Genomic DNA, 13,034 nt, shown 5'->3' with positions numbered 1-13,034 from the left:
CGGGTGTGCGGGAGATCGCGAGGGCGCAGTCGGTGAAGGCCGGAAGCCGGCGTCATCACCATTCCCATAAAGGCTTCTTGAAGAAGCCTCAACAATTGCTTATGAAACCAGCCCCCTTTGTGACGACCGTCTCCTGAAGGAGAGGGAACCCATACCGTCACCGCCCGTCCGCGCATGGCCGAAGTTCGATGCACAGGCGGCCAGTTGGCGCAAGAGTGTTCCGAATGATGAGATATCCTTCGGGTGTGGGCGTCCCGGCTTTTCCGGGTGCGTCAATCCATCACATCGTCAGTGGCACACGCCTCTTCGCCGTTTCCTGGCGAACACCATCCATCGCGCTGCCGTCGGCCCTTCCCTTTGCCGACGGTTCACCGAGCATGCCTCCGAGCAGGAATTGATGCCAGTTCAACCATTCGTGGAGCTGATACGCTTCGCGCGCCGCAACTCGCCTTTCTATCGGGAGCTTTACGCTGATCTTCCCGATCAGGTGGCCCATCTCACCGATCTTCCGGTGGTACCCCAGGAGGAATTCTGGCGGGCCAACTCACCGCGCGACAACAGACTGCTCACCGCGCCCCTGGACGAGGCGGTCGTCTTCCGCAGCGGCGGCACGACAGGGTCCCCGAAGTTCTCCTACTACACCCGTACGGAATGGCGTGAGTTCACCACGGCATTCGGCGCCGGCCTCGTCGCGGCCGGGCTGCGGCCCGGCAACCGGGTGGCCGACCTGTTCTACGCGGGTGATCTGTACGCCAGTTTCAGCTTCGTTCTCGACTCGCTGCACCGATCCCCGGTGGCCAATGTGCGGCTGCCCATCGGCGGGGCGACACCCTGGGAATCCACCGCGGCCACCCTGCACGAATTCCGGGTCCAGGTCGTCGCCGCAACGCCGACCACGCTGTGCTCGCTCGCCGAGCGTCTCGCCTCGGCCGGTCGCACCCTGCCGGACGTGGAGTTGCTTCTTTTCGGCGGGGAGTGCCTGTTCGGCGATCAACTCCCCCTGCTGAAGACCGCGTTCCCGCACGCTCAGGCGCGTTCCCTGGGATACGCGAGCGTGGACGCGGGACTGCTCGGCGAGGCGGTGCCCGGCGACGATCCGCGGGTGCACCGCGTGTTCGCCCCCTACACGGTGGTCGAGATACTCGACGACGAGACCGGCCTGCCGATCGAGAAGGAGGGCCTGCCGGGCCGGCTGGTCGTCACCGACCTGCGCCGCCGGCTGATGCCGATTCTGCGCTATCCGGCGGGTGACCGGGCCGCATGGGTGGCACGGGACGCGGGTGTCTTCCGCATCCTCGGTCGCGCCGAGGAGGGCGTGCGGGTCGGGCCCGTCTCGCTGTACTCGCAGGACGTGCACGACGTCGTCACGGCCGCCGACGCGGCGGGCGAGGTGACCGGGCTGCAGCTCGTGACGCGCCGCCAGAACGGCCGGGACGGTCTGGTGCTGCGGCTGGCGACGGGCGAACCCGGCGGCCGGCACACCGCCTTGGGCGAGACCGTCGTCCAGGCGGTCCTGGAGCAGCGTCCGGCCTACGCGAGCGCGATCGCCGCCGGGCATGTCGACCCGCTCACCGTCGAGTGGGTGCGGCACCGGGAGCTGGCGGTCAACCTTCGCTCCGGAAAGCTGATCCGTGTGGTCGACGAACGGCCGCACTCATGAGCACACCCGTACCCGGTGCGCGGCGTCTGCCCGTCGTACTGCGCAACCGGTCGTTCGGCACGGTCTGGGTCGGTCAGCTGCTCACCCAGATGGCGAGCAGGATGTTCCAGGTCGGTGCGGTCTGGTGGCTGGTGGGCTTCGCCGGCGGCGACCACCGCGGGCTCGACTCGGGTCTGTTCCTCATGGTGAGCACCCTGCCCGCGGTCGCGCTCGCCCCCATGGTGGCCCGCGTCATCGCGCGGCACGCGCGCCGTACAGTGCTGGCCGTGGCGGCGGGGGCAGCGGGCGTCCTCGCCACGGCCGCGGCGGTCTGGACGTACGCCGGGACGCTGCCCGTGGCCGCCGTCTACGCGGCCGGACTGGCGCTGGCGACCTGCCAGGCGGTGTTCGATCCGTGCCTGACGACCTCGGTGCCCGAGCTGGTCGATGACGCGGACATCGAGGCGGCCACCGGGTTCGAGCTGTCCACCCAGTCGCTGGCCGGGCTCGCCGGGGGGCTCCTCGGCCCTCTGGTGGTCGACGCGGGCGGCCTCGCGGACGTCGCCGCCGGGTGCGCGGGCGCGTATCTGTCGGCGGCCCTGCTGATCGGCTCCGTCCGCTTCCCGCGCGCCACCGCCCCGCAGGGGCCCGCGAGCGGGGCCGCGCCCGAGCGGCGCACACTGCGCCGCGTCCTGGCCGGACTGCCGTTCGTCCGCCGCGTCCTGGTCTGCTTCGCCGCCGCCAATGTCTTCACCACGGCCGTCTACGTCGTCATGCCGCTGTACACCCGGGGGGTGCTGCACTCCACCGGCTCGACCGTCGCCTCACTGGAGGTGGCACTCGGTGCGGGCACGCTCGTCGGGTCGTTCACCGGCGGGCGCCTTCCAGGACGCCCGGTCGCCCTGGGCAGCATCTGTCTGGCGGTGATGGCCGCCTGCCTCGGTCTGCCGGGCCTGCTCACCGGGCACGCGGTGGCGGCCGGCTCGATGGTCGTCGCCGGCTGGTGCGTGGGAGTGATCGGCGTCCGCTTCGTCGCGCTGTTCCAGCGGCTGGTGCCCACCGACGACAAGGCGGTCTTCTTCACGGCGATGCAGGCGCTGCTCGGCGCCACGTTCCCCGTCTCCTCACTCGTCTTCGGCGCGCTCGGCGACCATCTGACCGCTCGCGCACTGTGCCTGGTGCAGGGCGCCGGTCTCGTCCCGGTGGCTCTGGCGCTGTGGTGGCTGGCTGGCCGCGTGGACGTTCCGGAGCATGAGCCGTCCACCACCGCCGGGCATCAGGTCGCGGTGTCGGGAGACGTGTCATGAGCGTCGTCCTCGCTCCCGCCGCGGTCCAGGACATCGCGGAACTGCGGCAGTTGTACTTCGACGTCTACGGGCACGGCTACCCCGTGCCGCTCGGCAGCGACCCGGCCGTCATGCACCGGCTGATCGTGGACGGCACCGCGCACTGGCTCACCGCCCGCACGGAGAGGGGCGCCCTGGTCGGCTCCGCCGTCGTGCAGACCGACCCGGGCAGCCGCATCGGCAAGCTCGTCGGCCTCGCCGTGCACCCCGGACACCGGGGCGGGGGCCTGGCCTCCGTGCTGACCGGTGCAGTGTGCGACGAGGCGTTCGGCACCGGCCGCCTCGACTCGGTGTACGCCACCGTCCGCGTCGTCACCGAGGGCCCCCAGCATGTCGTCGTACGCAACGGCTTCCGGCCGCTCGGCCTGATGCCCAACGCGGTCGAGGTCGACGGCTGCGAGAGCCTGGCCCTGTTCGCCCGCTACGCCGACGGCGTACTGGAGCGCCGCGCCCCCGTGGAGCGCGTACCGGAACGCCTCGCGGCCCTGCTGTCCGCGGCGTCCTCGGGCATCGGCGTCGACTACGCGGGCACGGGACATATCCCCACCCGCCCCGCGCGGCCGGCCCTCACCGGCGCCGAGCCGATCGAGCTGATCGCCGCCTCGGCCTTCGTCCGCCGTCGCTTCCTGGAACGCTTCCCCGACGCGAGCGACCGCTTCTTCCCCCTGCACACGCCGAACGCGTTGCTGGTCGCGGCCGACGGCAGCTTCGAGGCGTACGCCGATCTGGACCCGGTCGCGGGCAGTTGCGCCCTGATCGCGGTGCATCCGCGTCCCTCGGCCGTGACCGGCGCGTCGGAGGCCCTGATCTCCGTGGTCACCCGGGCCGGCGCGGACTACGCCGAGACGCTCCTGCCGCTCGCCGACACCAAGGCACTTGAGGTCTTCCTGGCCTCGGGTTTCGTGCCGAGCGCGGTGTACCCGGCGATGCGCCGTATGGACGAGCGCTTCCACGACTACGTCGTGCTGTCCCGGACCAGCCGTCAGATCGACTTCAGGACGACGGCGGTCAGCCCGCTGCTCCAGCCGTATCTGAGCGCCTATCTGAGCGCCTGGACCGCCACTTATCTGCCCCTTCACGAGGTGTCCCGATGAACCCCCATCTCGCTCCTGTCGAGGTCCCCGACCCGGCGGCACTCGGCCATGTGCAGCAATTGTGCGACCTGGCGTCGCCGTACGACACGGGCCCCGAGGCCGACGCGCTGTTCGCCGCCGCCATGGCCGAGGCCAACGACTGGCACGCGCGGCGCTCCCCGTTCTTCGGCTCCCTGCTCCAGGATCCGCCGGAGATCCCCGCGCCGACCGTGGGCGAGGGGGTGCGCACCCCGCTGGTGCCCGCCGCGTTCTTCAAACGCCACGAGGTGCTGTCGATCCCGCGCGACGAGGTCTTCCTGCATCTGACCTCCTCGGGCACCACGGGCCAGAAGTCGCAGATGTTCTTCGACGAGTGGACCATCCGCTCGGCGCAGCGCATGGTGGCCCGGATCTTCGACCACTACGGCTGGATCACCCCCGATCAGCCGGTCAACTACCTTCTCTACAGCTACGAGCCCGCGCCGTCGCTGAAACTGGGCACCTCGTTCACCGACAACTATCTGTGCGACTTCGCACCGGCCCGGCACACCACGCACGCACTGCGGCACACCGGTTCCGGCCATGAGTTCGATGTGCACGGCTGTATCGCGGCGCTCCAGCGGTACGCCGAGGACGACGTTCCGGTCCGCATCCTGGGCTTCCCCGCCTTCCTGCACTTCACCCTGGAGCGGATGTGCGCCATGGGACTGCCGCCGCTGCGGCTGCCCGAGGGGTCGTTGGTGGTGCTGGGCGGCGGCTGGAAGGGCCACGCCGACCGGCAGATCGGCAAGGAGGAGTTCTACGCCGAGATCTCCGAGCGGCTCGGTGTGCCGGGTGACCGGGTCCGCGACACGTTCGGGTCGGTCGAGCACTGCGTGCCGTACATCGAGTGCGCGCAGCACCGGCTGCATGTGCCCGTATGGTCGCGCGCCGCCGTGCGCGACCCGGCGACGCTGCGCCCGCTGCCGTACGGGGAGCGTGGCTTTCTGCACCTGGTCAGCCCGTACATCACCGCCGTACCGGCGCACAGCGTCGTGATGGGCGACCTGGCGTCGCTGCACCCCGGCGAGGAGTGCGGCTGCCCGTTGTCCACCGACTGGTTCACCGTGCACGGCCGTGCCGGGGTGAGCCGCAACCGCAGTTGCGCGGTCGCGGCAGCCGAACTCCTGAAGGGAATGTCGTGACCGCTTCCGCACCTCACCTCTGGCAGGGCGAGTTCGTCGACGACGCCGAGGCCGCCCGCCGGCTCGCCACACTGCACGAGCTGACCGGCCGGGTCCTGGCGCGACCGCTGCCCACCGACGTGGTGCTCGGCGCCTGCGCCGCGGTGAGTTCCGAACTGGCCGATCCCGCCTCCGCCCTGCACACCCGGCTGGCGGCGCACCTGCCCGCCGACGAGGCCGGCGCCGCTCTCGCCGAGCTGGCCTCGGCGCTGACCCGGAACGCCCTGGAACGCAAGCTCCGCCGGGAGCTCGGCGGGCTCCGGCCGGAGCGGCTGACGCGGCCGGACGCCCGCGAGACGGTGTACGAGGCCTGGGCCCCGGTCGGCCTGCTGGTGCACATCGCCCCCGGGAACGCCGCCACCGTGGCGCCGCTGAGCGTGGTCGAAGGGCTGCTGGCCGGGAACCTCAACGTGCTCAAGACCAGCAGCGCGGACACTCCGCTCGCCCTCGATCTGCTCGCCGCGCTCGGCGCCGCCGACCCGACCGGGCTGATCACCGAACGCGTCGTGGCCCTGCGTTTCCCGTCCTCGCGCCGGGAGTGGCTGCGGGCGCTGTGCGGTCAGGCGGACGCGATCGCCGTGTGGGGCGGCGAGGACGCCGTAGGCGCGGTGAGCGACCTGGCGCCGCCCGGCTGCCGGATCGTCGAGTGGGGCCACCGGATCTCCTTCGCCTATCTGACCCGCCAGGCGGCAGCCGACGCCGGCACCCTCGACGCGCTCGCCGAGGACGTCTGCCGCTTCGACCAGCAGGCGTGCTCCAGTCCGCAGGTGGTCTACCTGGACTCCGAGGACGCCGAAGAGGTTCTGGCGTTCGCCGAGCGGTTCGCCGAGCACCTCGCCCAGGTCTCCGGCACACGGCCGGCGCCGCGGCCGAGCACGGCCGAGCAGGCCGAGATCACGACCGTGGAACAGCTCGCCCGGCTGGAACAGCACCTGGGTCTGACCCGGGTGATCGCCGCCGCCGACGGCTCCTGGCGAGTACTGGCCGACACCCGTCCGGCGCTGGAGGCCTCCCCTCTGCACCGCAGCGTCCTGGTGAAGCCGCTGCCGCGGCACGCGGTCACCGCGACACTGCGGCCGATGCGCCGCTATCTGCAGACCATGGCGATCGGCGGCGGCAGGGCGGACGTGGCCGAGTTGGCGCGGACGGCCTTCGCCGCGGGCGTCACCCGGGTCACTCCGGTCGGCTCCATGCTGGAGGGCTACGAGGGCGAACCGCACGACGGGGTCTACGCGTTGCAGCGGTACAGCCGGCGCGTGAGCGTCCGCGCGTCCGACGCGGCGTTCCGCACGGTGGCCTGCCTGGACGATCTGGTGGCGGCGCCGGTGCTGCCTCCGGCGCCCGACGGGCCGCTGCTCGGCAAGGAGGACGTACAGCGCGCGCTGACGTCCCTGGCGCCGGAGCACGCGCATCTGCACTTCCGCAGCGGCGGTTCCACGGGCGCGCCCGCGCTGTCGGTGTTCACCTGCGAGGACTACGACAACCAGATGCGCGCCGCGGCGGACGGGCTGCTCGCGGCGGGGTTCGACCCGGCCCGCGACCGGGCGGCCAACCTCTTCTACTGCGGCGGCATGTACGGAAGCTTCATCAGCTTCTTCTCCATCCTCGAACGGCTCAACGCCACCCAGATCCCGATGGCCGCGGGACCCGATCACGCCGTGGTCACCGAGGCGCTGGTCGCCCATCGGGCGGACACCCTCTTCGGCATGCCCTCCTATCTGTGGCAGCTGTTCCACGCCGAGGCGGACCGGCTCCGTGCCTACGGCGGCATCCGGACGGTGTTCTACGGCGGCGAGCACTTCACCGCGGAGCAACGCCGGGTGCTCACCGAGGAGTTCGGCGTCGAGGTGATCCGCTCGGCCGCGTACGGCAGCACCGATCTGGGGCCGCTGGGCTACCAGTGCGCGGAATCCGGGGGATCGGTCCACCATGTGCTGACCGATCTGCACACACTGGAGATCCTCGACCCGCACGCGGACCGGCCCGTGCCGCCGGGCGAGCCGGGGCGGCTGGTGTTCACCTCGCGGGCGCGCGCCGGGCAGCGGCTGGACCGCTACGAGATCGGCGACCTCGGACGCGCGGTCGAGGGCGCGTGCCCCTGCGGCAGCCATGTACCGCGTCTGGAACTGCTCGGGCGCTACGGCGATGTCGTGCGGGTCGGCACGTACTTCTTCAACTACCGGCGCATCCTGCGGGCGACGCAGGAGCGGCTGGGCTACCACGGCGAGATGCAGTTGCTGATCGCCCCCGGATCCGGCCGCGAGCTGCTGACGGTCCGCCTCGACGAGGGGTACGCGTCCGACCCGGTCGCCGCGCGGGACGCGCTCGCCGCCGAGGTGGCGGAGCTGGCCTCGGCCGAGGCGGAGGGCCTGCTCGCGTTCGCGGTGGAGACCGTGCGGAGGGAGACATTCGACCGCACGGCGACCAGCGGCAAACTGCGCACGGTGGTCGATCTCCGCTAGCCATGGCGGGGTGCGGCCGGTCCGCCCGCACCCCGCACGCCCCACATGGGCGCCGGAGAGTCGTTTGCGGTGTCTGTCCTCGCACGAGAACCACGTCACACGTCCGGCGGGAAACACCTGCACACACCGGACAAGAACCCCATCACGCGCCGGACGAGAGCCCCCTCGCACGCCCAACGAGAACAAGGTCACAACCGTGCCCTCTGCTGCTCCTCTGCTGACCTGCCCTAACATCCGAGCATGACCGTCCTGCCTGACGAAGAGCTCTCCTTGGCGGCCGAGTTCCCTGACGCGACACATGAGCAGTGGCAGCACCTGGTGGCCGGCGTGCTGCGCAAGTCGGGCAAGGAAGTCCCGGACGCCGAGGCAGAGCACGCCCTGTCCACCGTTCTGGAGGGCGGGCTGCGCACCCGCCCTCTGTACACCGGGCGCGACCACGCACCCGATCCCGGTCTGCCCGGTTTCGCGCCCTTCGTGCGCGGCGGCCGGGCCGAGGGGAACACGGTGGGCGGCTGGGACGTACGCCAGCAGCACACCGTCGCCGACGGCGGCGCGATCCTGAACGACCTGGAGAACGGCGCCACCTCGCTGTGGCTGGCCGTCGGCGAGTCCTCCGGCATCCCCGTCCCGTCGCTCGACCGCGCCCTCGACGGCGTGTACCTCGACCTGGCACCCGTCGTCCTGGACGCGGGCGCCGAGACCGAGGCCGCCGCGCGGCGGCTGCTGCGGCTCTACGAGGAACGGGGCGTCGCCGCGGACGCGGCCCGCGGGAACCTCGGCGCCGACCCGCTGGGCCACGAGGCCCGCACCGGACAGTCGTACGACATCGCGCCCGTGGCCGGGCTGGCCCGGCTGTGTGCCGACCGGTATCCGGGGCTGCGGGCGCTGACCGTGGACGCCCTGCCGTACCACGAGGCGGGGGGCTCGGCGGCCCAGGAGCTGGGCTGCTCCCTGGCGACGGCCGTCGCCTGTCTGCGCGAGCTGACCGGGGCGGGACTGACCGTCGAACAGGCCTGTGCCCAGCTGGAGTTCCGGTACGCGGCGACCGCCGACCAGTTCCTGACGATCGCCAAGCTGCGCGCGGCGCGGCGGCTGTTCGCGCGGGTGGCCGAGGTCTGCGGGGCGCCGCAGGCGGGGGCACAGCTCCAGCACGCGGTGACCTCGCCGGTGATGATGACGCGCCGTGACCCCTGGGTGAACATGCTGCGCACGACGGTCGCGACCCTGGCCGCCGGGGTGGGGGGCGCCGACGCCGTGACCGTGCTGCCCTTCGACCACGCGCTCGGGCTCCCGGACGCCTTCGCGCGCCGTATCGCCCGCAACACCTCCGCCATCCTCATCGAGGAGTCGCATCTGTCCCGGGTGATCGACCCGGCGGGCGGCTCCTGGTACGTGGAGCGGCTCACGGCCGACCTCGCACACGCGGCCTGGGAGTTCTTCCAGGAGATCGAGCGGGCCGGCGGACAGGCGGCGGCCCTGCGCTCCGGTCTGATCCGCGAGCGGCTGGCCGAGACCTGGTCCGTGCGCAGCGCGAAGCTCGCCGAGCGGCGTGAGCCGGTGACCGGTGTCAGTGAGTTCCCGCACCTGGCCGAGAAGCCGGTCGTCCGCGCCGCCGCGCCCGAGCCGCCGTCCGGGGGCCTGCCCCGGGTACGGCGGGACGAGGCGTTCGAGGCGTTGCGCGCCCGCTCCGACGCCCACCTCGCCGCGACCGGCGCCCGGCCGCGTGTCTTCCTGGCCGCGCTCGGTCCGGCCGCCGCCCACACCGCCCGGCTCGCCTTCGCCGCCAACCTCTTCCAGGCGGGGGGCATCGAACCCGTGACCGAGGGCACCTTCGAGGAGAGCGGGGCGCGAGAGGCGTGCCTGTGCTCCAGTGACACGGTGTATGAGGAGCGGGCCGAGGCCACCGCGGAGGAACTGCGGGCCGCGGGCGCCCGGCAGGTGTTCCTCGCCGGCCGTCCGGGCTCGTACGCGGGTGTCGACACGTATGTCTTCGCCGGCTGCGACGCCGTGGCCGTGCTCTCCGCCACGCTCGACCGCATGGGAGTGTCCTGATGTCCATCCCCGACTTCTCGGCGATCGAGCTGGGGACCCCGGTCGCCGGCCACAGCTCCGACGAGTGGCGTACGGCCGTCAAGAAGGCCACCGACGGTGCCGGACTGGCCTGGGAGACCCCTGAGGGCATCACGGTCAAGCCGCTCTACACCGGGCAGGACCTGGAGGGCCTGGACTTCCTGGACACCTTCCCGGGCATCGCCCCGTACCTTCGGGGCCCGTATCCGACGATGTACGTCAACCAGCCCTGGACGATCCGGCAGTACGCGGGTTTCTCCACGGCCGAGGAGTCCAACGCCTTCTACCGCCGCAATCTGACGGCCGGCCAGAAGGGCCTGTCGGTCGCCTTCGACCTGCCCACGCACCGCGGCTACGACAGCGACCACCCGCGGGTGACCGGTGACGTCGGCATGGCGGGCGTGGCGATCGACTCGATCTACGACATGCGGCAGCTGTTCGACGGCATCCCGCTGGACCGGATGACGGTGTCGATGACGATGAACGGCGCCGTGCTGCCCGTGCTCGCGCTGTACATCGTGGCGGCGGAGGAACAGGGCGTGCCGCCCGAAAAGCTGGCCGGGACCATCCAGAACGACATCCTCAAGGAGTTCATGGTCCGCAACACCTACATCTATCCGCCGAAGCCGTCGATGCGGATCATCTCCGACATCTTCGCCTTCACCTCGCAGCGGATGCCCCGCTACAACTCCATCTCCATCTCCGGCTACCACATCCAGGAGGCGGGTGCGACGGCCGACCTGGAGCTGGCGTACACCCTCGCGGACGGTGTGGAGTACATCCGGGCCGGCCGGGACGCGGGCCTGGACGTGGACGCCTTCGCGCCCCGGCTCTCCTTCTTCTGGGCGATCGGCATGAACTTCTTCATGGAAGTCGCCAAGCTGCGCGCGGCCCGACTGCTGTGGGCCAAGCTGGTCAAGCAGTTCGACCCGAAGAACACCAAGTCCCTGTCCCTGCGCACGCATTCGCAGACGTCGGGCTGGTCGCTGACCGCGCAGGACGTGTTCAACAACGTCACCCGCACCTGTGTGGAGGCGATGGCGGCCACCCAGGGCCACACCCAGTCGCTGCACACCAACGCCCTGGACGAGGCGCTCGCGCTGCCGACGGACTTCTCGGCCCGTATCGCCCGCAACACCCAGCTGCTGATCCAGCAGGAGTCCGGCACCACGCGCGTGATCGACCCGTGGGGCGGCAGCGCGTATGTGGAGCGGCTGACCTACGACCTCGCCCGCCGCGCCTGGCAGCACATCCAGGAGGTCGAGCAGGCGGGCGGCATGGCGCAGGCCATCGACGCGGGTATCCCGAAGCTGCGCGTGGAGGAGGCCGCGGCCCGCACGCAGGCCCGTATCGACTCCGGGCGGCAGCCGGTGATCGGTGTGAACAAGTACCTGGTGAACTCCGACGAGCAGATCGAGGTGCTCAAGGTCGACAACTCCTCGGTGCGCGCCCAGCAGATCGACAAGCTGCGGCGGCTGCGCGAGGAGCGGGACGACACCGCCTGCCAGGACGCGCTGGACGCGCTCACCCGGGCGGCCGGCGGCGAGGGAAACCTGCTGGAGCTCGCGGTGAACGCGGCCCGTGCGAAGGCGACCGTCGGAGAGATCTCGTACGCCCTGGAAAAGGTGTACGGACGGCACGCGGCCCAGATCCGTACGATCTCCGGCGTGTACCGCAACGAAGCAGGCGAGTCCCCGTCCGTGGACCGCACCCGCGCCCTGGTCGACGCCTTCGCCGAGGCCGAGGGGCGTCGCCCGCGCATCCTCGTCGCGAAGATGGGCCAGGACGGCCATGACCGCGGACAGAAGGTGATCGCGACGGCCTTCGCCGACCTCGGTTTCGACGTCGACGTCGGCCCGCTGTTCCAGACCCCGGCCGAAGTGGCCCGTCAGGCCGTTGAGGCGGACGTGCACATCGTCGGGGTGAACTCGCTCGCCGCCGGGCATCTCACCCTCGTTCCGGCGCTGCGCGAGCAGCTCGCCGAGGAGGGACGCGAGGACATCATGATCGTGGTCGGCGGGGTGATCCCGCCCCAGGACGTGCCGACCCTGCTGGAGATGGGCGCGGCGGCGGTCTTCCCGCCCGGCACGGTGATCCCGGACGCCGCCCACGACCTGATCTCGCGGCTGGCGGCCGACCTCGGACACGGCGACCTGTGAGGCCATGAGCCGATGGCCATCGACCTCGACACGTACGTCAAGGGAGTTCTCGACGGCAAACGGGCGGTGATCGCCCGTGCGATCACCCTCGTCGAGTCGACCCGTCCCCAGCACCGCGCACTGGCCCAGGAGTTGCTGACCGAGCTGCTGCCGCACAGCGGGAAGGCCCGGCGGATCGGTGTCAGCGGAGTGCCCGGGGTGGGCAAGTCGACGTTCATCGACGCGTTCGGCACCATGCTGACCGGCCTCGGGCATCGGGTGGCCGTGCTCGCCGTCGACCCGTCCTCCAGCCGGACCGGCGGCTCGATCCTCGGCGACAAGACCCGGATGGAGCGGCTGGCCGTCGACCCGGCGGCCTTTGTGCGCCCCTCCCCCACCGCCGGCACGCTCGGCGGGGTCGCCAAGGCGACCCGCGAGTCGATCGTGGTGATGGAGGCCGCCGGCTACGACGTGGTCCTGGTGGAGACGGTCGGCGTCGGCCAGTCCGAGACGGCCGTCGCGAACATGGTCGACTCCTTCCTGCTGCTCACTCTCGCCCGCACCGGGGACCAGTTGCAGGGCATCAAGAAAGGCGTCCTGGAGCTGGCCGACGTGATCGCCGTCAACAAGGCGGACGGCCCGCACGCACGCGACGCGCACGCCGCCGCACGTGAACTGGCGGGCGCGCTGCGGCTGATGCACGGCAGGGGCGCCTTCTGGACGCCGCCCGTGCTCAGTTGCAGCGCACGCGAGTCGACGGGCCTCGACACCGTCTGGGAGCGGCTGGAGCAGCACCGCACGCTGCTGGACTCCACCGGGCGCCTCGCCGCCCGGCGCCGGGATCAGCAGGTCGACTGGACCTGGACCATGGTCCGCGACGAGCTCCTGGGCCGTCTGCACGCCGACCCGGCGGTCCGGACCCTCGCGCCCACCCTGGAACAGCAGGTCAGGAATGGCGAGTTGACGGCCACGCGGGCCGCCGAACAGATCCTGTACGCCTTCGGGGGGCAGGAGAGCTGAGCCCGGCCTCGACCGGTTCGCCGCTCGTCGCCGACTCGCCCCGGACGTGATCACCGGAGCCGG

The 13,034-nt window shown here is 71.6% G+C and carries 9 protein-coding genes; 8 read left to right on the top strand and 1 reads right to left on the bottom strand.

The window, feature by feature from the left end:
• Nucleotides 1-280 precede the first annotated feature (280 nt).
• Nucleotides 281-496: a hypothetical protein gene (locus AB0L95_RS16570; protein ID WP_365162503.1), complete on the bottom strand. Its 216-nt coding sequence runs from the start codon at nt 494-496 to the stop codon at nt 281-283.
• Here AB0L95_RS16570 and AB0L95_RS16565 point away from each other — a divergent pair.
• The 8 genes from AB0L95_RS16565 to meaB all read left to right on the top strand — a co-directional run bounded on the left by AB0L95_RS16565 (nt 398) and on the right by meaB (nt 12,971).
• Complete coding sequence (locus AB0L95_RS16565; protein ID WP_365162365.1) at nt 398-1,660, top strand: phenylacetate--CoA ligase family protein; 1,263 nt, start codon at nt 398-400, stop codon at nt 1,658-1,660. The genes AB0L95_RS16570 and AB0L95_RS16565 overlap by 99 nt on opposite strands.
• Complete coding sequence (locus tag AB0L95_RS16560; protein ID WP_365162363.1) at nt 1,657-2,946, top strand: MFS transporter; 1,290 nt, start codon at nt 1,657-1,659, stop codon at nt 2,944-2,946. The genes AB0L95_RS16565 and AB0L95_RS16560 overlap by 4 nt, the downstream gene beginning before the upstream one ends.
• Entirely contained in the window at nt 2,943-4,079 is a 1,137-nt protein-coding gene (locus AB0L95_RS16555) for a GNAT family N-acetyltransferase (protein WP_365162362.1), read from the top strand. Before AB0L95_RS16560 ends, AB0L95_RS16555 begins: the two co-directional genes overlap by 4 nt.
• On the top strand, nt 4,076-5,242 hold the full coding sequence (locus AB0L95_RS16550; RefSeq protein ID WP_365162360.1) for an acyl-protein synthase: 1,167 nt from the start codon (nt 4,076-4,078) through the stop codon (nt 5,240-5,242). The genes AB0L95_RS16555 and AB0L95_RS16550 overlap by 4 nt, the downstream gene beginning before the upstream one ends.
• Nucleotides 5,239-7,743 carry an acyl-CoA reductase gene (locus AB0L95_RS16545; RefSeq protein WP_365162358.1) on the top strand — a complete coding sequence of 835 codons (2,505 nt, stop codon included), beginning with the start codon at nt 5,239-5,241 and terminating at the stop codon, nt 7,741-7,743. The genes AB0L95_RS16550 and AB0L95_RS16545 overlap by 4 nt, the downstream gene beginning before the upstream one ends.
• Nucleotides 7,744-7,983: 240 nt before the next feature.
• Entirely contained in the window at nt 7,984-9,795 is a 1,812-nt protein-coding gene (locus tag AB0L95_RS16540; RefSeq protein ID WP_365162356.1) for a methylmalonyl-CoA mutase family protein, read from the top strand.
• Nucleotides 9,795-11,972: a methylmalonyl-CoA mutase gene (scpA, locus tag AB0L95_RS16535; RefSeq protein WP_365162354.1), complete on the top strand. Its 2,178-nt coding sequence runs from the start codon at nt 9,795-9,797 to the stop codon at nt 11,970-11,972. The genes AB0L95_RS16540 and scpA overlap by 1 nt, the downstream gene beginning before the upstream one ends.
• A 12-nt stretch (nt 11,973-11,984) precedes the next feature.
• The gene (gene meaB / locus AB0L95_RS16530) at nt 11,985-12,971 is read left to right on the top strand and encodes a methylmalonyl Co-A mutase-associated GTPase MeaB (protein ID WP_365162352.1); all 987 of its coding nucleotides are present in this window, start codon (nt 11,985-11,987) and stop codon (nt 12,969-12,971) included.
• The last annotated feature ends 63 nt before the right edge of the window (nt 12,972-13,034 follow it).

This window comes from Streptomyces sp. NPDC052036 (assembly GCF_040680495.1).
Classification (GTDB): domain Bacteria; phylum Actinomycetota; class Actinomycetes; order Streptomycetales; family Streptomycetaceae; genus Streptomyces.
The sequence above is the reverse complement of the archived record's forward strand: the minus strand, read 5'-3'. Positions and strand labels throughout refer to the sequence as shown.